The organism is Bacillus paranthracis (assembly GCF_024296885.1).
In the GTDB taxonomy this organism is placed as follows: Bacteria; Bacillota; Bacilli; order Bacillales; family Bacillaceae_G; genus Bacillus_A; species Bacillus_A paranthracis.
This window is the reverse complement of record NZ_CP101135.1, coordinates 2,192,000-2,212,088: the sequence shown is the minus strand read 5'-3', so window position 1 is coordinate 2,212,088 and position 20,089 is coordinate 2,192,000. Positions and strand designations below refer to the sequence as shown.

31 protein-coding genes and 2 pseudogenes are annotated in these 20,089 nt (G+C 32.1%); 8 read left to right on the top strand and 25 right to left on the bottom strand.

What is annotated here, in order from left to right:
* The first annotated feature begins 136 nt into the window (after positions 1–136).
* The gene (locus NLJ82_RS11285) at positions 137–343 is read left to right on the top strand and encodes a KTSC domain-containing protein (RefSeq protein WP_000423629.1); all 207 of its coding nucleotides are present in this window, start codon (positions 137–139) and stop codon (positions 341–343) included.
* A 67-nt stretch (positions 344–410) separates the two neighbouring features.
* Here the strand turns inward: NLJ82_RS11285 and NLJ82_RS11280 are convergent, their stop codons facing one another.
* From NLJ82_RS11280 to NLJ82_RS11260, 4 genes and pseudogenes are all read right to left on the bottom strand, one after another.
* The gene (locus NLJ82_RS11280; protein WP_000990231.1) at positions 411–623 is read right to left on the bottom strand and encodes a YqaE/Pmp3 family membrane protein; all 213 of its coding nucleotides are present in this window, start codon (positions 621–623) and stop codon (positions 411–413) included.
* 201 nt (positions 624–824) lie between these two features.
* Positions 825–1,483, bottom strand: a pseudogene (locus NLJ82_RS28750) (DUF6944 family repetitive protein).
* A 147-nt stretch (positions 1,484–1,630) separates the two neighbouring features.
* On the bottom strand, positions 1,631–1,831 hold the full coding sequence (locus NLJ82_RS11265; RefSeq protein WP_000915128.1) for a hypothetical protein: 201 nt from the start codon (positions 1,829–1,831) through the stop codon (positions 1,631–1,633).
* 41 nt (positions 1,832–1,872) lie between these two features.
* Positions 1,873–2,208 (bottom strand): hypothetical protein, encoded by a 336-nt coding sequence (locus NLJ82_RS11260; protein ID WP_001045106.1) that lies wholly within the window; start codon positions 2,206–2,208, stop codon positions 1,873–1,875.
* Between the two features lie 209 nt (positions 2,209–2,417).
* On the opposite strand from NLJ82_RS11260, the gene gerPF reads away from it, so the two are divergent.
* The gene (gerPF, locus tag NLJ82_RS11255) at positions 2,418–2,633 is read left to right on the top strand and encodes a spore germination protein GerPF (RefSeq protein ID WP_001141565.1); all 216 of its coding nucleotides are present in this window, start codon (positions 2,418–2,420) and stop codon (positions 2,631–2,633) included.
* Positions 2,634–2,821: 188 nt separating this feature from the next.
* On the opposite strand, the gene NLJ82_RS11250 is transcribed toward gerPF, so the two are convergent.
* From NLJ82_RS11250 to NLJ82_RS11230, 6 genes are all read right to left on the bottom strand, one after another.
* The gene (locus tag NLJ82_RS11250; protein WP_001000620.1) at positions 2,822–3,157 is read right to left on the bottom strand and encodes a YolD-like family protein; all 336 of its coding nucleotides are present in this window, start codon (positions 3,155–3,157) and stop codon (positions 2,822–2,824) included.
* Between the two features lie 429 nt (positions 3,158–3,586).
* Entirely contained in the window at positions 3,587–3,811 is a 225-nt protein-coding gene (locus NLJ82_RS11245) for a hypothetical protein (protein WP_002080487.1), read from the bottom strand.
* The gene (locus tag NLJ82_RS28745) at positions 3,729–3,914 is read right to left on the bottom strand and encodes a hypothetical protein (RefSeq protein ID WP_307851375.1); all 186 of its coding nucleotides are present in this window, start codon (positions 3,912–3,914) and stop codon (positions 3,729–3,731) included. Before NLJ82_RS28745 ends, NLJ82_RS11245 begins: the two co-directional genes overlap by 83 nt.
* 290 nt (positions 3,915–4,204) lie before the next feature.
* The gene (locus NLJ82_RS11240) at positions 4,205–4,423 is read right to left on the bottom strand and encodes a hypothetical protein (RefSeq protein WP_000864287.1); all 219 of its coding nucleotides are present in this window, start codon (positions 4,421–4,423) and stop codon (positions 4,205–4,207) included.
* 486 nt (positions 4,424–4,909) lie between these two features.
* On the bottom strand, positions 4,910–5,761 hold the full coding sequence (locus NLJ82_RS11235; RefSeq protein ID WP_000727487.1) for a peptidylprolyl isomerase PrsA: 852 nt from the start codon (positions 5,759–5,761) through the stop codon (positions 4,910–4,912).
* Positions 5,762–6,211: 450 nt separating this feature from the next.
* Positions 6,212–6,808, bottom strand: coding sequence for a hypothetical protein (locus NLJ82_RS11230; RefSeq protein WP_001157704.1), 597 nt, complete (start codon positions 6,806–6,808; stop codon positions 6,212–6,214).
* A 275-nt stretch (positions 6,809–7,083) separates the two neighbouring features.
* Here NLJ82_RS11230 and NLJ82_RS11225 point away from each other — a divergent pair, with 275 nt between their 5' ends.
* Complete coding sequence (locus NLJ82_RS11225; RefSeq protein WP_000412568.1) at positions 7,084–7,278, top strand: hypothetical protein; 195 nt, start codon at positions 7,084–7,086, stop codon at positions 7,276–7,278.
* Between the two features lie 927 nt (positions 7,279–8,205).
* On the opposite strand, the gene NLJ82_RS11220 is transcribed toward NLJ82_RS11225, so the two are convergent.
* The 6 genes from NLJ82_RS11220 to NLJ82_RS11190 form a co-directional block, all read right to left on the bottom strand.
* Positions 8,206–8,742 (bottom strand): C1q-like domain-containing protein, encoded by a 537-nt coding sequence (locus tag NLJ82_RS11220; RefSeq protein WP_001278096.1) that lies wholly within the window; start codon positions 8,740–8,742, stop codon positions 8,206–8,208.
* Positions 8,743–8,986: 244 nt separating this feature from the next.
* Positions 8,987–9,298, bottom strand: coding sequence for a hypothetical protein (locus NLJ82_RS11215; protein WP_000417681.1), 312 nt, complete (start codon positions 9,296–9,298; stop codon positions 8,987–8,989).
* The gene (locus NLJ82_RS11210) at positions 9,280–10,302 is read right to left on the bottom strand and encodes an anti-sigma factor (protein WP_000180321.1); all 1,023 of its coding nucleotides are present in this window, start codon (positions 10,300–10,302) and stop codon (positions 9,280–9,282) included. The genes NLJ82_RS11215 and NLJ82_RS11210 overlap by 19 nt, the downstream gene beginning before the upstream one ends.
* Complete coding sequence (locus tag NLJ82_RS11205) at positions 10,292–10,792, bottom strand: sigma-70 family RNA polymerase sigma factor (RefSeq protein ID WP_000401933.1); 501 nt, start codon at positions 10,790–10,792, stop codon at positions 10,292–10,294. Before NLJ82_RS11205 ends, NLJ82_RS11210 begins: the two co-directional genes overlap by 11 nt.
* Positions 10,793–11,408: 616 nt before the next feature.
* On the bottom strand, positions 11,409–11,642 hold the full coding sequence (locus tag NLJ82_RS11195; RefSeq protein ID WP_000500109.1) for a DUF3947 family protein: 234 nt from the start codon (positions 11,640–11,642) through the stop codon (positions 11,409–11,411).
* Between the two features lie 376 nt (positions 11,643–12,018).
* Entirely contained in the window at positions 12,019–12,417 is a 399-nt protein-coding gene (locus NLJ82_RS11190) for a CHRD domain-containing protein (RefSeq protein ID WP_000464534.1), read from the bottom strand.
* A gap of 204 nt (positions 12,418–12,621) precedes the next feature.
* On the opposite strand from NLJ82_RS11190, the gene NLJ82_RS11185 reads away from it, so the two are divergent.
* A complete protein-coding gene (locus tag NLJ82_RS11185; protein WP_000443219.1) occupies positions 12,622–12,759 on the top strand; it encodes a DUF3956 family protein in 138 nt (45 codons plus the stop codon).
* A 122-nt stretch (positions 12,760–12,881) separates the two neighbouring features.
* On the opposite strand, the gene NLJ82_RS11180 is transcribed toward NLJ82_RS11185, so the two are convergent.
* From NLJ82_RS11180 to NLJ82_RS11170, 3 genes are all read right to left on the bottom strand, one after another.
* Positions 12,882–13,157: a hypothetical protein gene (locus NLJ82_RS11180; RefSeq protein WP_000525900.1), complete on the bottom strand. Its 276-nt coding sequence runs from the start codon at positions 13,155–13,157 to the stop codon at positions 12,882–12,884.
* Between the two features lie 405 nt (positions 13,158–13,562).
* The gene (locus tag NLJ82_RS11175) at positions 13,563–13,916 is read right to left on the bottom strand and encodes a hypothetical protein (protein ID WP_000865322.1); all 354 of its coding nucleotides are present in this window, start codon (positions 13,914–13,916) and stop codon (positions 13,563–13,565) included.
* 449 nt (positions 13,917–14,365) lie between these two features.
* Positions 14,366–14,596, bottom strand: a complete 231-nt coding sequence (locus NLJ82_RS11170) for a terminase small subunit (protein ID WP_000883186.1) — start codon at positions 14,594–14,596, stop codon at positions 14,366–14,368.
* 75 nt (positions 14,597–14,671) lie between these two features.
* Here NLJ82_RS11170 and NLJ82_RS11165 point away from each other — a divergent pair, with 75 nt between their 5' ends.
* Positions 14,672–15,280: a hypothetical protein gene (locus NLJ82_RS11165; protein WP_000807973.1), complete on the top strand. Its 609-nt coding sequence runs from the start codon at positions 14,672–14,674 to the stop codon at positions 15,278–15,280.
* Positions 15,281–15,306: 26 nt separating this feature from the next.
* Here NLJ82_RS11165 and NLJ82_RS28660 read toward each other — a convergent pair whose 3' ends face one another.
* Together NLJ82_RS28660 and NLJ82_RS11160 are read right to left on the bottom strand one after the other, a co-directional pair.
* Complete coding sequence (locus NLJ82_RS28660) at positions 15,307–15,432, bottom strand: hypothetical protein (protein ID WP_001992252.1); 126 nt, start codon at positions 15,430–15,432, stop codon at positions 15,307–15,309.
* Between the two features lie 82 nt (positions 15,433–15,514).
* The gene (locus NLJ82_RS11160) at positions 15,515–15,676 is read right to left on the bottom strand and encodes a hypothetical protein (protein ID WP_002027636.1); all 162 of its coding nucleotides are present in this window, start codon (positions 15,674–15,676) and stop codon (positions 15,515–15,517) included.
* A gap of 109 nt (positions 15,677–15,785) precedes the next feature.
* Here NLJ82_RS11160 and NLJ82_RS28740 point away from each other — a divergent pair.
* The 3 genes and pseudogenes from NLJ82_RS28740 to NLJ82_RS11150 all read left to right on the top strand — a co-directional run.
* A pseudogene (locus NLJ82_RS28740) lies at positions 15,786–16,024 on the top strand (hypothetical protein); the annotation flags it as partial.
* 12 nt (positions 16,025–16,036) lie between these two features.
* Positions 16,037–16,378 carry a thioredoxin family protein gene (locus NLJ82_RS11155; protein ID WP_223290742.1) on the top strand — a complete coding sequence of 114 codons (342 nt, stop codon included), beginning with the start codon at positions 16,037–16,039 and terminating at the stop codon, positions 16,376–16,378.
* Between the two features lie 287 nt (positions 16,379–16,665).
* A complete protein-coding gene (locus NLJ82_RS11150; protein ID WP_000380376.1) occupies positions 16,666–17,547 on the top strand; it encodes a cation diffusion facilitator family transporter in 882 nt (293 codons plus the stop codon).
* Here the strand turns inward: NLJ82_RS11150 and NLJ82_RS11145 are convergent.
* The 4 genes from NLJ82_RS11145 to NLJ82_RS11130 form a co-directional block, all read right to left on the bottom strand.
* Positions 17,537–18,172, bottom strand: coding sequence for a phosphatase PAP2 family protein (locus tag NLJ82_RS11145; protein ID WP_000833368.1), 636 nt, complete (start codon positions 18,170–18,172; stop codon positions 17,537–17,539). The two genes, NLJ82_RS11150 and NLJ82_RS11145, sit on opposite strands and share 11 nt — an antisense overlap.
* A gap of 77 nt (positions 18,173–18,249) precedes the next feature.
* Positions 18,250–19,005 (bottom strand): sporulation protein, encoded by a 756-nt coding sequence (locus NLJ82_RS11140; protein WP_000486605.1) that lies wholly within the window; start codon positions 19,003–19,005, stop codon positions 18,250–18,252.
* Positions 18,987–19,808 carry a serine/threonine protein kinase gene (locus tag NLJ82_RS11135; RefSeq protein ID WP_000872046.1) on the bottom strand — a complete coding sequence of 274 codons (822 nt, stop codon included), beginning with the start codon at positions 19,806–19,808 and terminating at the stop codon, positions 18,987–18,989. Before NLJ82_RS11135 ends, NLJ82_RS11140 begins: the two co-directional genes overlap by 19 nt.
* Positions 19,808–19,990 carry a hypothetical protein gene (locus tag NLJ82_RS11130; protein WP_000473370.1) on the bottom strand — a complete coding sequence of 61 codons (183 nt, stop codon included), beginning with the start codon at positions 19,988–19,990 and terminating at the stop codon, positions 19,808–19,810. Before NLJ82_RS11130 ends, NLJ82_RS11135 begins: the two co-directional genes overlap by 1 nt.
* Positions 19,991–20,089 lie beyond the last annotated feature (99 nt).

Sequence of the window (20,089 nt, the reverse complement as noted above, 5' to 3'; positions counted from 1 at the left end):
CCTTATAATTACGTATAACGAACATTTAATATATTGCATATAAGTATAATACCTCTTTAATTATAAAGACTTCAACACCACAACCTCAACATCTATAAGAATTTATTAAAAATGAAAAGTGAGGAGTTGCGTAATAATGGAACTATCTCCCGTGATTTCCAAAACTATAGTTGCTGTTGGCTATAATCCTTTTTCTATGATTTTACGCATTCAATTAAAGCATGGACTGTATGATTTCTTTAACGTTCCTGAAAACATTTACACCGGTTTATTAAACGCACACTCCAAAACGAATTATCACAATACTTATATTAAAAATTCTTACCGCTACACTAAAATTTAAACTTAACTAGAATGAAAAAAGAAAGGAGGTAGTCCCCCTTTCTTTTTTAAATCATTTCACAACTCAGCTATCTTCTGTTCTTTTTATTTATTTCATCATATGCTTGAATTTGTTTTTTTAAACGCCGATCTGCTTTTTTATCATGTACAACTAATATCGCATGAATAACACCTGGAACCCAAAATATTAATGTTAATATGAAATTAATTACTGCTTGAAATGGTTTTCCGCAAAATAATACGGCTACAGGTGGAAGAAGAATTGCCAACAAATACATCATCTCTTGAAAACTCCTTGTTTTGTATTTTTCTCTCTCCATACACTATAAAAACCAGTAACTTTTACATTTCCGATATTTTTATTACCCACTAATAACTGTTCTACCATTATATATTCTATTTCAATGCAAAAAAACCTACCACTTCAACTTTTCTACTTATGTAAAATTGAAATTTTACATACCATCTTTCCATGAACAATTTCATATGATTATTTTTTCTAATCTTTTTTCTTTCTCTATTATAGTTAATCCAATTGCCGAAATAGCAGTTCCTATCGCTTGTATCCAAACACCAATAAGTGCTATTATTCTCTCATCTTTCTTATCAACCTTACTGTCTTCATTTTGTATTCTATTCTGCATTACATTAACAATACCTTGATACGCTTGAAGTCCAGCGCCTAAACTTTGCAGAGAATTTCCTATCACTATAATTTTCTGCAACATTTTCATCTGAAGTAAAGCCGCTTCTACTCCTAAAAAAGCTCCAATTGATTGTAAGCTATTCCCTACAATTATAAGATAATCATTTTCTTTCAATTGTTCATTTATATTAAAATATGTTCCTATTACATTTGATATATTCCCTAACGCTAATAACTCAATGCCCATTTTATCGAGCATTTCACTTTTTTTTCCAAACACATATTTTGATTTTCTTTTTCAACTTTATCTTCGGTTTCATTACTCCCTATAATTTGCAATATATACCCGAGGGCTTGTAATGAACTTCCTACAATTACAATCTCCGATTCAACTTTCTCTTCCCCTATAAATCCTCTTGTCGTCCCAATTGCCGCTGTAAGATTCCCTCCTACTTGAAACCATGCTCCTGTCACTTTTAAACCGTTTGGATTCATTTTTATCACCTATTTAGAAATTTTCTAGTGCTTTCGAAATACATAAATGGCATCCTTTAACTCATATTTATTTTCTATATGTAATTTTGTGCATTCTATAATGTGTTAAAAATACAAAAAAGAGTAACCCATAACAGTTACTCTTTCCTATATATCAAAAAAATCATTATTTATTTCGTTATTGCTTTTAAATTTCAACTTCTCTTTCCCGCACTTCTCACACCTATACACATAAGCTACACCTAGCTTACCACTTTTGAAATCTTCATTATCCTGCATCTTAATAAAACTATATTTATGTTTACAGTGAGATTCGTCTAAAAATTTTTCAAACCATTTTTTCAACATAGAACTGTTCACCTCTATGAAAGAATCTTCATCTTGCCTTATTACATACTTTTACTTAAATACTCAACCTCATGTTGTAACTTTTTAAATTGTTCAAAATGCATAGTGATAGATTGACTGTTTCCATACTCAGCACTATGCTTCACCAATAAAACACCCGTGTCATGAAAAAACGCGTCAAGCTCTTTTCTAATGGATACTTTCATTATATGCGCTGTTTTAATAGCCGATAAAATTGCAATTTCATTAAACTTTAATTTTATTTCCTTTGGACAAAATGCTTCTTCCACCAATATAACTTCATTGCTATAAATAAGTGCAACAAGATTACTTGACTTTGCATCTGTTAAATCTACTTTTTTTATAACTTTATTCATTACATTTTGCCTCCTTTGTTTTCATATATGACAATTATACAATTTCCATTTTTAATTACGTAACCTTACATTCAGTTTAACACACTTTTATTATAGGATTAAGCTACACTTCAAACGTTTTATTATTCCGCAATTTTCGTTAGATGAACCCTTTGGACTATAAGACCATATAGTAGTGTTAACAAATGATTGTAAAGTGGGTGAGAACTATGCCCTCAGTTGTAGGGAATTTAGTTGTACAAAATAGTAACGGTTCATTTAATTTAGGTGATTTCTATAACGTTTCTCCAAAAGAAAACACGAAGGCTTATAATGGATCTGGTGCTTCCAACGTTGGTTTTGTTGTTAATACTTTTAATGGTGTGAGTGCGACTAATACGTTTGATTCTGACCTTGCGGATCAAAACCAAGTCGGTACAGCTTAACCCTATTTTTTCATCGTTCTGTTTAAGAATTTTTAATTTGTCCATACTATAATCAGGCTGTTATACAGCTATTGTTGATTTTTGGAGTACCCTATCTTTTTCTCCCTTTCCCTGGGGCTTAGCAGCTAGTATGAAGCTAGCTGCTTTTCCGTTTCATTTTTTCTGTTTCACATCTAACATAGCTTACTTTACGCTATTTCAATAATATCCGTGGTATTAAATACGTAAGTTTTATAAAACGCGTCAGTACACATTACAATGCGCTTTAGCGGATTTATATGTACAACTGTCATGTAGCTTGTAAGTATGTATCCATCTTCAAAATATGTCACCAATATTTCTTTCTCAGACAATAATGACATTAATAATTTATCAGAAATTCCCTCTTTTGCTTCTTTTGTTAAAAATGGTTTTTGTACTTTAAATTTCTCCCCAATAACCTTTCGCATACTTAATAACTGTTCCGACATTACTGTAAATGGAACCCATTCTCTTTTTGCTCTTTGCATCTTTACATCATTCATTTCTCTATCTCCTCGATTATTTATCCATTCTATTTCAAACATATTGCGCTTCGATTATTCTTTAATCATTGCTCGGCTCATATTGCTCCCGCACGAACAGATAGGAAATCTCCCACCTCAAAATTCACAACATACAAGGAAAGTAAGTCGAAAATCAACTCCCCGTAAACAGCCGATTGGTGAAAATGTAATTAGTGGATGATGAACACCCACTAATTACATTTTCACTTTATTTCTAAATCGTATACTACCTACACATACAAGAACATTCGTTCTAATTATACACGAACCTACGTTCTTTTGAGAAGGAATTTATTTTTTCTTCATCAAATGAGCCTTTTTCCCATTTAATAGGAAGTTCACGTATCAACTAAAAAACGACTTCACTTAAAGAGAAGTCGTTTTTTCTAATCACCTATATTTCTATATTTATTTTTCTATCCTGACAAGTGTTCTTTCTGGAATACGAATCTCATCTATATTAAAATGATTTATTTTTAATTTTAATTCTCCCAATCGTTCCTTATCTTCATTACCAACCCAACCACTGAATAATTCAAAATAGTCCCCATTATTTAAATACCTTTCCATAATCGCGCATAAAGCTAATAGCTTTTTTAGCTTCTTTCTTCTCCCTTTCAGTTTGCCACTCATCAAGTTCAATGCCCCACATTGTTTCAATTTCAAGCATACTTTCATCTGAAAAACATGGGCCAAAAACAATTACATCATTAAAATCTGGATCCGTTAATGGAATTTCTACATTTCAGCCTATATAACTTGCTAAACTCATTTTTACTCCTCCAATATTCGTATAAAAAATACTTTATATGAACATGTATCTACTCAACTATAAAATCCCTTCCTACACTAAAAAGTTTTATTTTTTTCGAGTTTATTAACCATCTAAAACTGAAAGCATATATTATAAAGAACAAACTCACAAAATTTAAGGGATTTATAATGGACCTCAATTCGTTTCTTATGAATTCCTATGAAAAGAGAGCAATTTAAACGCTCTCTTTTCGTACATACTGCGTAAAATTATTAACTATATTTTGGTTGCACTATTATATGTAATTCCCTCTCTGTTACTGCTTTTTTAGGGTTTCGAAAATACTCTAATTCGTATTTTACTACTTCATAGCCAACCATCCCAATCTTAATTCCTTTCGTTTCTTTTAAAATAGCTAATAGGTTATTTATATCTTCATCATACGATTCAAAAATTTTCCCTCCGTCTTCTCTTTGAAAAATTACTTTCACATTTTCTCCCCCTACATCATTTATTTATCTATCCAATAATTCATTCTTTACCTTAAAATTTCATACGAAAAAGAACATCCATCTTAATAGAATGCTCTGCTTTTCACTTCATTTAACGTCAATATATTTCAATCTTATTGTATGTTTCATTCTGCAAATTATGTTTATCCACTTCTATAAAGTGAAACTTTAATCCACTCAAGCTTTGTTCATTCCTGACTAATAATCAGCCTACGTAAATCTTACTGCCTACAAATAATGGGCTAAAATTAATTAATTCGTTTTATATTTAATGAGATGAAACAAAACATTATAATATCAACATTCTATGAAGTGATGATTAATCTACTTCAAAATAATTACATAAATTTCCATTGTAATTCTTAATATTTATATGTAATATTGTATTGTCTTACTATCTATTTATAACTCACACACTAACTAGAAAAGGGAACCTTTAAAGGTTCCCTTTTCTAATTACAGTCATTATTTCTTTTCTAGAAATTCAAATGTATTTTTAAACTCTTTATCATTCACCTTAATATCAGCATCTTTCAATAATCCATTGACTACTTGTTGTTTCCATTTACCTGTCGTGTCTTGTAGTCTTTGCTGTTCTATATCTTTACGAATTGAATCTTTTACTTCATCAAATGGCTTTAATTCTTTTTTATCTGTCACTTTAATAATATGGTAACCGTAAGTTGTTTTTACTGGTTCACTTACTTGTCCTGCATCTAATTTATATGCAGCTTCCTCAAATTCTTTTACCGTTTGCCCTGGAGCAAAACCAGCGATTTCCCCGCCCTGTTCTTTTGAACCAGTATCCTCTGAGTATTGCTTCGCTAAAGCCGCAAAATCTTCTCCGTTATTTACTTTCTCTTTCACTTCTTTAGCAGTCTTTTCATCTTTTACTAAAATGTGACTTACCTTCATTTCTGGTTTATAGTTATCTTTTACATCTTTTTCTGTAACAGTCGCTTTAATCGCTTTCTCAAATGCAATTTCTGGCTTCATTTTTTCTTTTAATTCATCTTCATTTTTCAATCCAAGTTGCTCTAGAGTCGATTTGAAATTGTCGCCCATTTTATCTTTTGCTTCTTCAACTTGTTTTTTCGCTTCCTCATCTGAAACTTTATATTTATCTAGCAACGCCTTACTTAACACCATTTGGTATAAAGTACTTTCCCCATATTTTTGTCTTAATTCTTTACTTAACTCTTTCTCTGTAACATTTCCTACTTTTGATGTTACTACGTTGTCTGAGGAACCACATGCAGATAATGCCAGTACTACACATGAAATAATTGTTCCTAAAAATAACTTTTTCTTTTTCAATTCAAAATACCTCACTTTTATTATTATATAAGAATAACTATACAATAACCTTGTGTAAACAATGTGTTTTCTACATGTAATTCATTTCATGTAAAAAAACTATGTATCAGTAGATAACATTAGTTAATCAATCTATCTTTTGCGCTAATATTAGAACCATTTTCTCTATTACTAATCTTCGTTTTTTGTAATTAATCTTCTTTATACTATGAAACATATGTATGAAAGTTAATTTACTGTATTTTTTGTGATTATTCTATATTAACGAAAACAATTTATCTCTCATTTCTTTTATATTTCAATTCAAATATACTATCTTTACACTCTATATAAGATTCAGTAACAATTTTATCAGTGGAAGCCTCGTTTATCGTCCGCAATAACTCTACAAAATAACGTTAATGCATACGAAAAAGACATTTTCTATTAATGAAAATGTCTTCTCACAATTTAATAAAACAGTTTTGGTGTTAAATCTGTATTTTGTAATTGTGCACTTTCACTGCTCGGAACACAGCTTGTGGAGAATAATATTGGGATACCACAAACATCATCGTTCATTACATCATGAAATACATCTGCAGCAACACCAGTAAATGTTTGACATAAATTTGAAATATCATCATTAAAAAATTGAATTACTTGTGCAGCAAAAACAGGAAAGACAACATTTGCCCCACCAGGGAGTTGAGGCTGTACAACAACTTGTTCGAAATAAGGATTATTTTCTAGCGCCACTTGAAATAAATGGGCAATTTCAAATGCATCTAGTGGACATGGCAGTGGATTTACAATGTCATTTTCATTATTAGTTACAATAACTGTTACACTTACATTCCCAAATTCTACAAAAGATTTTAGGAGCGTTGCTAACGCTCTCGCTTTTTCATCACTTAACGCGTGCACTAAAATAATATAATTCCCTCCAACTGGAATTAGCGGACCAACTGTAACTGTTGGATCAGCACCAATTGAATTTTTTAACTCATTGAAATATGTGATCCATGGTGGTGAAAGCTGAGGTTGAGCTTGTACATTTTCTTGCAATCTTTCATTACCTCCTAATACAATTCTTACTACTATAATATGTAGCAAGAAAAAAAGCGTATTAGATAAATTACTTATTTTTTAATTTTACCTATTATATTGATTATACATTGTATAGAACATTCTCAGTTTTTACTGTATTTTCCACATTTTCACCATGCCATAGAACTCCATATCATTATCAACTCAACTAAAATTTCATATTATATTAGTACGTCTTTATAATATGAACGAAAAAACGCAGTATACAATTCTGCATCATAGGAGCTGATTTCATGGAGAAAAAACCTATTGTTTTCAAAGTCCCACCAAATTCAAAATTAAAAGTTACATTTTTCGGTCCTTGTAACGAAGTAATTACAAATGTTTCTATAATTAATCAACTTTCCACACCTAAATGTCAAACTATTACACAATATCCAAACTATACGAAATATGAAACTGAAGTACGATCATTATCGAGTTGTTAATCCATTCTATACAAAATCCTTACAATTTGGTTAACTACAAAACCTTATTAATAGACTAAGATTACTCATTTCATGATATTTCATTGATAATTTATTGATTTTTCACACATTTACATCGACCGAACATATATTATCGTATGGAGATTATCCACTCATAAAACCTATCTTTCTTTAGAGCGTACTTTTTATGTATGCTCTTTTTTTATTTATCCCTTATTCTGTACATATAAATCTGATCACTTTTATATTTCACGTCGGGTAAATCGACCTGCCCTTTATAAATAATCTAGTCAAGGTGTCCCCCATAATACTTCTTTATTTATTAGACATTCACTACTCTATTAAATTCGTGTATCCATTCGAGCACCATTTATCTAATATATTTTCCTTCTAAATTCACCAAAGATGTATTAAAATTCTTTATATACTCAAGGAGGTCAAATATGTTCAAGTTGTATCCCATACTACTCATCTTAGGATTTATTTTATTTTTATATAGTGTACTTGCCTTCATGTTATTCCTTTCCATACAATAGTAATACCTGCACAAACCGATGTTAAATATGTAATTTCTATATAGTAATGAAAAAGCCTTTAATTATACGGACATAAATTAAGATGTCTTTTTATACCATTAGGCAACTAGCAAATGTAACGCCAAAGAACTTTTACAACCTAGTTACTTACTCTTTTTATTACCTGCAGAAGATCTAATACTTAAAATAAGATAGCCCTTTCAACATCAAAACTGTAAAAAATAATTTTTTAAATTTACCTTTCATCATTACATCTTTAGCATGTGAAATTTTCATGAAACAAACTATATTTAATCGATTCACTTGTATATTTTAAATAAACAATAATAATCCCCCACCATTCGGTACAGGGGATTAACTAGACCTACTGAAAAATATTTTATTCTCTTCGTTATTTAATTGGAGAAGGGAATCTTGCAGCTTCAAAATGTGAGCCGTCTTCCGAAGTACTTAAAACTCCATCTATGCTACTTTGTGCATAAACCTCAACTTGATCTCCTGCATGCAATTGAATAATCGTCGAAACACTTACTACATTTCCAAAACCGATTGGACCAAAAAAGTCATTATCTATAGCTATTGCCGCGTTTCCATTCACACGAATTTCTACACGAGCTCTATAATTTAAGCTAGGATCGTTTGGAAAAAAACCAATCGTTCCAATAACAGAGTATACTCCTTTAGTCTTCGGAATAAAAATAGACGTTGCTGGATTATACTCATTTGCTAAATCAAATTGTTCATTTTGGAACAATACTTTTACAAAAGTATTAGCAGGAACAGGTTGATTCACCGTATTTCTAGCTCTAAATGCTGATGCCCTAACAAGACTATCCTTGTTATCATTACACTTACTATCGTTCTTACAACCGTTATGCTGTTTCTTTTTATATTCTTTACAATACTTACAGTAGTAATAGCAAGACATACTCGTTCCCCTTTCATGCTTATTACTCCATATTATGTAAAAGAGATTCACAATGTTTGGACGAACTATTGTTTCCCCCCTATACTTGTCGCCTATTTATATACACGTAAGCGGAAGACATTTCAATAACACAACAACCTAGTAGTATAGTAATCTCTATTCAAATTTGATAAATCCCTTTCCTTTCTGTTTTACTTTTTATGCATAAAAAAGAACGAACTTACATTCGTCCTTTCACACATTTTTATGGTCCAAAGCTTATCATCCAACCTAACATAAATCCAAATATAGAAAACAGTAGCATAAAAACAAATAAACTACATGCCCACAATGCATATTTTCGACTTTTTCTTTTTGTGATCATGCCTACGACTGAACATAACAATCCAACGCCAACTATTTCCCGAAAACCTTCGCCTATAAATGTTTCTTGACTAAGCAATGTAATGTTCAAATACAATAACGCTAGAAAGGCAATAATTAATGAAATAGTCCCCATCCATGTTTCTTTTTTATAACTATGACTCTTTCTTTTTTTTAAGAATGCCAATTCCATAATCTCGCTTCACCTACTTTCAAGTTTCTAACTTTTTCATGGCTCATCAATTTTTCAACTTCCCCTTTAGGTCCAGTTACAACTGCCCCGTATGTTTTTACCCCATTTTTTTCAAGGAAAGAAATACGCTTTGACAACTCTAATGTTTTCGCTCTAGATAGCTTCATCGCTAAATCTTCATGCTTTTGTAATGACTTTAACACATCAATAAATTGTTCCTCATGAGGTGAATCACTCACAAAAGCACCACTTGGTCTTGAAATCATATCTGCTGGAAAACCAATCGGAGCAACATACATACCCTCGTCATTCGTTTGCTTCTCCTCTAACCCTGTATTAACGGCATACCAGACGATATCAATAGTGGGAAACATATTCGTTACCTCTTGTACACTCAACAATTCTCTAAAAGATATAAATGCTTCTACAACAGATTCTTGCGGAAGACCCTTTAATACTTGCGCTTCTTCACTACTATTATAGGATGAATTATAATTATTAGGATGAGACAATACCTCGTTATCTATATATGGGACTTCCGGAATTTTTTCATCTGTTGTATATTTACGGCTAACTTTCGTTGCTCTACTAAATATATAATCTGTTTTCTCTTCCCCTATTCGAATATCTTTCTTCCCTACCCTTTTATACAAATCAAAATGCAATTGTAAACTAAGCGGTAACAATGTTTGCTCCATGTCCCTATCTTTCAAAAATACATTTGGTTCTGTTACACTTAATGTTTGATTTACTACATTCCGTATCTCCATTGCGTTTGTAGGTGCAAATACATAGTATGCGAGAGTAGATATATATAATATAGGTTGAATAAGTAATAAAAAAGTAAATACAATTAAAACATTCGTAATACGCGCTCTTTTTTTCCCTATTTTCATCACTTGCTCCTGTTTTCCATTAGAAAGTGCATCTGGCCTTTGATGAAGAGCTTCTTGTAACAATTCTTTATAATCATCTTGTTCAGAATGAGGTTTATCATTTGTCATTTTGACTCTTTTCCTCCTTTAACAATTCTTTTAATCTCTTTCTCCCGCGAAATATGTGACTTTTATACGTGTTTAACTTTAAATCTAATACAGAAGCACCCTCTTCGTACGTTAATTGATGTACGTCACATAATAAAATAGCTTGCGCCTCTACCACTGATAAAGTATGAATAATCTGAATTAATTTTTCATAACTATTTTTTGCGACTATATACTCTTCTGTAGATTCACCTGCTTGAATTGTTTCTAATTCCTCCGTTCCTACAAAAGCTACTTTTCTCTCTTTCCTAACAAAATCAATAAAGGTATGATATGCCACTTTAAAAAGCCATGATTTCACCTTTTGGTTTTCATAGTCTTCTAGATAAAGAAACGCCCGATAAAAAGTCTCCTGCATCAAGTCCTCCGCTACATGATGGCTACGAGAAAGGGAAAATAAATACCGGTACACACCGTTTATATAAACTTTATATATTTCTTCAATCTCCATCCCCCTCCTCCTTTCATATATAACACGAATAAACAAATTAAAAAGTTGCATTATTTTTCCTTTTTATTCATAAAAAATATTTATACATTTCAATAACTATTTACAATTATAAACAAAACATAAGATGTTATGGCTATAAATATACTTCAAAATGGGGAAAAACGGTCCGGATGTTCTCCTGCTCTTGTAAATTGATAGTCATAGGACAATCTTCCTGTACGATATAACCACAGATAGGATTTCGTTGCTACCTCTCGTCCTGGTTCGCGTTAGTAAATGTTCATGTATCTTTTCATATAGTGCCACTATCCATCATTTGTCATGATAAGATAATTCTCATTCTTTCTTCGATCGACGATATTTTCTTACCAAAAAACAACTTGTAGAGTATGTACAAAGATTATCTCATCAGCTATTTACAAATTGAAGATGGAACTATTTGACGCTTACATATACACTCACCCCCCTCAATTATTTCCGCTATTTGCGGATACCTCAAAATTCGGCATCTGTGATAAAGGTAGGTGGGAGCTGGGTTTCCCGTATATATCCAATTGGTAATGGTTAGGTTAATAATCGGTTTGGGATACCTGCTCCTATTCATAAAATTTTCAGCTTATAGATTGAAGACAGTTCCATATGGAATCGTAAGAAAAGAACTTCCATACGGTGTGATTTGATGCACTGGATAAAAATACTCCATAGATGAATAATACGGCTGGATACCTTGTTGTTGCATTTGTAACGCTTGTTGAACAGCTTGAACTGTACTTTGTGCTCCGCTAAACGTTATTGATGTACCATATGCTGGTCGCATACCCGCTTGAGAATAAAAATACGAATAAAACATTTTTGTCAGCTCACTTTCATATAAGTTATTACAAATTATGTTATGATTCTTTATTTCAGTGGGTGCTGAAAGTTAGTCTATTAGCTTTGATTAGGTTTAAAAATTTCTATTCTCTCTTACACTTTCATATTTCATTTACAAAGTTTATCTCCTAATACTAATTTAATTTTCGTAGGGGCATTTCATTTACAAGTTTTCGATAATTATTTTACAAACTAAAAAGGTAAAAAATTCACTATTTCTAATTCCATTCGATTACTTTCAAAACTATACAAATGAATTTTTAAGATTATTAAAGGTAAATTATCTATCTATACATCCTCCACAAAATAAAAGCACCCTAAACGGATGCTTTATTTTTCACTACTATAATTTCTTAGCAATAATTCAATTGTCCACGAATTTCACCATTAGGATGTTGTACTGTATGAACATTAATATAAATGTTTCCAGATATGATTTCATTTACAAGAGTAGCTAATGTTTGACCCGCTAACGGCCCAACCAAATCTTCTTGAGTAATTATTCCCGTAAGCGTTGCACACTCTATTGAAACCGGATTTGTTATAGGTCCAAATAAAAAAGCTACAACAGGACCATTAGTTCCTTTTGCTCCAATATGCAGATGGGCAACTACTACATCCTCTATATCAAATAAATCCAACTTAAATTTTAGGCTAAGCTCGTCCTGGCTTAATTTAAAGAAAGCCTCCCCTCGAGCGTCTGTTTCTACTGGTGGAACTTCATTTCTACCACGTAGCTTTGCAAAAAACATATCTATCACTCCTATGCTTTTATATACTACTAATATATTCATACCCTTTATATAAGGTGATAAAGAAGCAGTTGTTAGACCAATAAAAATTCGTTTTATATGATAGATTAATTTATCAATTTTATAAAATTCATTAATTTAACTATAACGTTATTTAAATTTAATTCATATATTGTAGTAGATTAGTAGAAGGGAGGTGTAAATATGGAAAGTTGTGTTTTGTTCGTTAATGGACAACCTCTTTTAGTGGTATCAGTTGCTGGAATCGAAATTGCTAGATTAGAACTTTCTCTTCAAGTAGCATTGACTTTAATAGCATTAGGAATTCCAATCTGTGCATAAAAGTTAGGCATTTATAAAAAGAGGGCTTAAGCCCTCTTTTTATTTTTACCTTTCCTTCACAACAAAAAAAGACGCCATTAAAATCACGGCATCACGTACAATAATTGCGATTTGTTTTATCATTACTTCACTAGCAACCCTAATTCATGTAGAATTTCTGAGAACGAATAGCCATATGCAAAACCTATAATACGAATCCCTGGGGTCCATCTATGTTCTAAATTTTCATTGTATGTTTTCTTATAATACTTTAATTCAGAATCTATATTATATTTGTCGTTAATAATTACTTCCTCACTATGAAATCCATCTATTTCAATCTGAACAGCTACGTACTCTGCTCCCTCAATTAAGGCTTTAATATAACACTTTTCTAATTCCTCTAATGTCATCCCCATTATTAACCCCCTATCATAATGGGCGTTTTGTTCGATAAAAAAGAACATCTGGATCAGTAAATACGAAGATATACAAAAGGTAATCTCATTGAGTATTCAATAGTTTATAAGCTGTTTGCTTGTCCCACAACATATTATATGATTTTTATATAAAAATAGTTCATCCCAAAAAGTAAAAATTACCATTTATTATTTTAAAAGATAGTTACAATCTTATTTTTTAAGCTAGTCTATCAATCGCTCCCTTGTGTTAAAAGAAGCAACTAATTATATTTATGAGTTTAAAAACAGTCACAAATTATCTATATCACACTCTAACCTTATTTTCCTAACCTCCTATACCATCACCTTCTAAAATTCCTTTCCACAATAAAAAAGCAGCTGTTACGCTACTTTACATTCATTTTACCCCCAAGAGAAATGATAAATATATTCTCCCGTTACATTTTGATTAATCCCAGTAATTCTAGCAAACCTCATTAAGTCTGCCCCTTGAAGAAAATACATCGCAAGCATTACTGGTACTTGCGACCACATAAATTGAAAAAACTCCTCAACTCTCTGGTTTGTTGAAACAATTAAATCATTTACAGGCCCTTGATTCCATACAGAAGTACTAACTGAACGAAACGGAAGATCTTTCCCATTAACTACTATTCGTGCCATACTTTGAGTTATGTCCACAACAATTCCCTCCATCATTACAAAAATCGGACCTGTGCATTTACTCCTTTTGTTATAAATATTCTTGACCTTCATAAATGTCTAAGGCAAACCTCTATTTTTGCGTCTATTCAACCGAATTTATTTCACACAATAAATAGGTAAATAAAAATTTAGTATTACTCTCCCTCAATTTCCATATCATTTAAATTATTTACAACCTTATTCAGCTTCACAATCAGATATGCAAAATTGCATATTTGATTATCTCAATATCACTTTATTTACTACGAATTAATAAAAAAACATTCAAAACAATTGATAAATCAGCGTTTATAATTTAATTCCTTATGTTGAATTCCAATATAATTATCCTCAACACTATATTCAAATAATTATATTGGAATTTCTTGTTGTATACACGTCTATCTTTTTCATGTATTATATACGAGAAGAGTAAGGTAAGAGTTACTCTTTGCCATTTTAGGAAAGGTCCTGTTGGAAACAACAGGACCTTTTTTCGTATTAGTAAAAGCAATCTTGATTTACTCATTCAATACATTCATCAATTCCCCAAATATATTTTCAACTATTTCTGCTTTAAACTCTCGGACCTGAAATTCTATACGTTCTCTTTTAAGTAATTGACTACTCGTACTATGCGTGCTTCTCTTTACATACCTAACTTTCCGTACAGCTTGTTTCCCTTTAAAGTATTTCACATAATACAAACAAAAGAGCCGTTCTTGTTCCGTCAACTCTTCATCATCTAGCATCTCGTTCACCGCCTTCAAAATGCAGGATTTCCCTTTCCACTATCGAATTAGTAATGTTCGGAAAGGGGGTGTAACATGGCGGAAATTAAGGTAGGACTTACACAATTTTTAGACTTTACACTGAAAAGTAGTGCAGCTAAAACAAATTTCGTAAAGAATCTTAAATCCCAACCTGAATATCACCCAGTTTTTGATTACTGGAAACAATTACGAGAAACTGTTATTAAATTTCATAAAAACAAACTAGCTTTTGACTGTTTTGAAACATTAGTACAAACTGTTGACCAGAAGAAAAAGCAAAACTACATTGATGTTATAAAGCAGTATAAAAAATTTATTAAAAACAAAGACGTCTCTTGGTTTGATCCAGGTAAATCACATTGGTTATCACATAATTTAATCGTCCGCTCATCACCTGAACTTGGTTTGCTCATTAATGATGAGCCACATCTTATTAAACTGTTTTTCAAAGGAAAAAAAGAGCGAATTGATAAATATAACATCAACTCAACATTAACATTATTAAACGAATCAACATTTTCGAATGAACATAACAATGTGAATTATACGGTCCTTAATATCCAAAAGAACAAAATGTATACGAATAACTCTATTAATAATGATCATGTAATAGCTCTTGAATCAGAAGCTCACCAGCTTTGTTATTTATGGAATAAGATATAAAGGGTTTAGGAATCTCTTTCTATGTCTTATTCATACGTAATTTGATCACATTTTTCACAAACTACATTCATTTCGTTTAATGGAAGCTCACCTTCTTGTTTCTCACAAACAATGCAGGGTGGGCATTTTAAAAAATTAATTTCTTTACCCATTTCAACATCCTAGTTACCCCCTTTGAAAGAATAATATAATACTGTCTTTCTATCACATCTACATTCCCCCTGACTTCTACCGCTAAATACTTCCTAACATGTTCTTACCATTCCTTTCTCGCTCCATATCATGTTTTTCTTTCACTCTATACAGTGCCGCAATTTCCCTTCTTGTTAGCCTTGCTTCTTTTACCTGCATTACTTTATTTAGGTGTAATTGTTGCTGGAACTCCGCTAACGCCACTTAATCTCTTCTCTCACAACACCTCATAAAAATATATGGGGAAAAGAACTTTATAGCAATGGCTATCATGAATACAATTTACCTTACTAATAAATAGTAGCCTTACAATTTCAGAAGTTTGACACAGCTCACGAAAAAGCTTATAAAGAAAAGTGAGGTTCCTAATATTCATTTCTAGATTTAAGATGCATATAAGACTAGGACATAAAAAGTAGAATCACACTGGATATCTACTCACATGTTATGCCAGGACTTCAAGAAACTGCGGTGGATCAATTTGCTAACGAATTATTCGAAAAGAAAGGCTCTCGTTATAAGCTTTCCTTTCACAGCAAATACACCAACTAAATAACCAAAAATATTGATAGTGAAAAAGGAGAAACTAACATGAAAGAAATCAAATCTGAACAGGAATTCAAAGACATCATCGCAAGCGAGGAGCCAGTAGTTGTTAAGTTCTTTACTACATGGTGCCCAGATTGCGTGCGTATGGACAACTTTATCGGCGATGTGATGGAAGAGTTCAATAAGTTTGAATGGTATTCTATTAATAAAGATGAGTTCCCAAGTATCGCTGAAGAGTATCAAGTAATGGGTATTCCAAGTTTACTTGTATATCAAAATGGCGAGAAGCTAGGCCACTTACATAGTGCTAATGCAAAAACTGAAGAGCAAGTTACTGAGTTTTTAGAAGCATACTAAGATGAAAACCCTCTGAAAAATATTTTCTAGAGGGTTTTTTATTTTTTCCAAATCAGCTGTCAGAAGTGTACATATTTAAACTCCCTTCTCCTACCCCTTATACATAGATCCAAATCGCGTTCATATCCTAACTTTGCACTTTACAACATATTTTTCCTTCACGAAACTTTGTTATCCACTTCTTAAAAAGCTATAAAACGTCAACAATGTTTGTATAGACCCACACGACTTTCGTTTGATACTCTATTTATAGAAAGAAATTCCTTGTAGAAAGGTGAGTGATTAAAATGGATACTCTTTCTCATAAAGAAGCTGATAAAGGTGCGATTGTCAGCATTTTGGCCTACATATTTTTATCCTCTATGAAAATCATCATCAGTTATATTACCCTCTCCAGCGCATTACGTGCTGACGGTTTAAATAACTTAACCGATATCGGTGCTTCTTTAGCGATATTAATTGGTCTAAAAATCTCTCGGAAACCTCGTGATCCAGATCATCCATATGGGCATTCGCGTGCAGAACAAATTGCATCACTTGTTGCTTCTTTTATTATGGCAACGGTCGGATTAGAAGTTGTTATTAGTGCCATTCAATCTTTTTTAAATCCGAAACAAGCAGCACCTAATGTACTTGCTGCATGGGTAGCTTTATTTTCTGCTGTCGTTATGTACTGTGTGTATTTGTATACGAAAAAGATTGCAGCACGAACAAGAAGTAAATCATTAGAAGCAGCTGCAAAGGATAATTTATCAGATGCCCTCGTAAGTATCGGTACAGTAGTAGGCATTGTCGGTTCACAGTTCCAAATGCCTATTTTAGATCCTATTGCCGCTTTAATTGTCGGTCTTATTATTTGTAAAACTGCATGGGAAATTTTCGTAGAAGCTTCTCATATGTTAACGGATGGAATCGATCCAGATAAGATGGAAGAGTATGCTGATGCGATTGAACATATTGGTGGCGTGGAAAACATCGTAGATATTAGAGCGCGTATGTACGGGAATCAAACGTACGTTGATATTACAATCGAGGTAGATGCTCGTATGGATGTTGGAGAAAGTCATTGTATCACTGACAACATCGAGGCTATGCTTCGGAAAAAGTTTGGCATTTATCATGCGCACATTCATGTTGAGCCAATGGAAAAAGAACCTATTATGACATAGGTTCTTTTTTAATGAACGTTTTATGAAATATTACGCATAAAACGAGCCAGCTACCGCCAGCTGCCCATCCTGCTAATATGTCAGATGGATAGTGAACGCCAAGATATATTCGGCTAACTGAAATAGATAATACAACAAAGCTCGCTATAAAAATAATCAACAATTTTTTATGCAATGTAATACGTTCTTCTGTAATCGTGACGTATGCAATAAATCCTAAAAAAGCAGTAGCATTCATCGTATGACCGCTCGGGAAACTATATCCAGTTGCAGTAACAAGCTGCGACACATCAGGTCTTGCTCGCTCGTACCATAGTTTAAGCATACTGTTTAAATAACGAGATCCATAATAATTAATTGTTAGAAGTAATGCACTAAGCAACTTTTTTCTAACGAGAAAATACATTACAAGAATAATGAGTAACGGAAAATATATTCTTTTGGAACCGATAAAAGACACCCAAGTAAAGTAGGCTGTCAAATAATCGTTTCGAAAACTTCGAATAAAATGCGCGACTATATTGTCAAATTTCTCAATACAAGCGGTATGATACGAAAGTGATAATACGACAAAACAAATGAGTAGCGTAAAACTTAACAAGTATAAATGTCGATATCGTTTCACATACATAACCTCACTATGCAAAAAAATGGAGCGGTTGTTTTAGTTTTCCTCTCCATTTCTTTTTTATGCATAGTTTATTAAAAAATATAATTGTTAATTGTTTCTTTCATCATTGGAATATCTTCATTCGTTACTGTAAAGCGCATCACTTTCTCATCAAGATCAAGTGCTTCTGCAAATAAACCTGCTAATCCACGAGATTTTCTGTCTACTTCCATAATAATCTCTAGGCGATCGTAAGCACTTGGTAAAATTAATAATTCTAGTTCATCTAATTTCCCATAATACTGTCCGGAAACAGGAACAAACTCAAATTCTTGTGCAAATGGAACTTGCTTACGTAATCGATACGGTAATTCTTCACATTCTATATGACGCGCTTTAAAACCTAATTGATTCACACTTTCTAACACACTATTTAATAGTGCATTTGGCAACACTTGAATGTAATCACGATCACTTGGATCTATACTACGTTTAATATCAAGGCCTGTGTGAACCCAAACTGTTTTCATTCCAAGAGTAAGCGGTGTTTCAAGCGGCATTTTAAATGAAAATGGAATTTCTCTTTTTTCATTCGGCTCAACAGAAAAAGGTTCTGTTAAACGAACTCGCTCTAAATCATATGTTGTTGTTACTTTTTTATCATCTACTTCTCGTACATACGATGTTGATAGCGTTAAGTAAATGCTTTCAATTTGTTGGCTAACGGAACCTCCAGTTATATGAACCTTTCCGTATATCTCTTCACCAACAATATACTCATCTTTTTCAAGAACTGTATCTACTTTTGCATTACCGATACCAACGCTTGCTAAAAACTTTTGAAACATGGATCCTCCATCCTTTCTAAAGCAAAAGCTACATCTTTTTTTAAATCTCGTACATTCTCATAGTACGGCGTTTTTATTTGTAACATACGCATCAGCATTTCACGGTTGTAATTTTCCAAAGTTAATTCGTCATACCATGGTTTTTCATATTTTTCATTAGATTCATAGCCTGCATATAATAAAAATAATGAGAAATGACCAAGCGCATAAAAATCGCTACGAAAGTGAACTTCTCGCATCAAAGCTTGTTCACCTTCATACGTTGTAGCTCGTTCATCACCCTCACCTTTCAATTTCGCCAACCCAAAATCAATAATACTAATTTGGTTTTCTTTCATTAATATGTTTGGAATGCGTAAATCTCGGTGAATAATACCTTTACTATGAAACACTGATACAATTTCTAATATTTTATATAAAATTTTTAAAACTTCACGTTCTGTATATACATGTCCATCTAAGAAAATATAATCTTCAAAATTTTTACCAGGCATATATTCCATCACAAAAAAGCTTTTTTTCTCCCATACGAAATGATCATATAAACTAGGAATTGCATGATGATTTAATGTTTGTAAAATCATTTTCTCTTGTTCAAATGATTTTCTACCAGACTCATATCTTTGTTTACTTTGTCTTAATTGTTTTAAGACTTTATATCTATTTATTTGTAAATCATTAACGACATATGTAACCCCATAACTACCCATTCCAATTACTGATTCAATTTTATAACGTTCTACAACAATTGTATTTTTTCGCAGTGGTCTATCAAATAAAGCTAGTATACGACGCCATTTCATCAACTACTTGAAAAGAAGCTACGGCTTTTACGTTTTCTTTTATAATGATGATGCCCATAACCAGATGAACGTCGTTTATAATCGCTACTTGAATAAGAGCGACCTCTATGGCGATAATCACTACTAGAATACGAACGATATTTTTTCTTTCCTAATAAAGAATCAATAATTTTTTTGAACATCCCTTCACCTCTTGAGTAAAATTTTCTTTTAATTATACCAAGTATTGCTGGCTACATTTGTGACAAGTTTGTAAAGAGTAAAAAACGACGAGTTAAGCC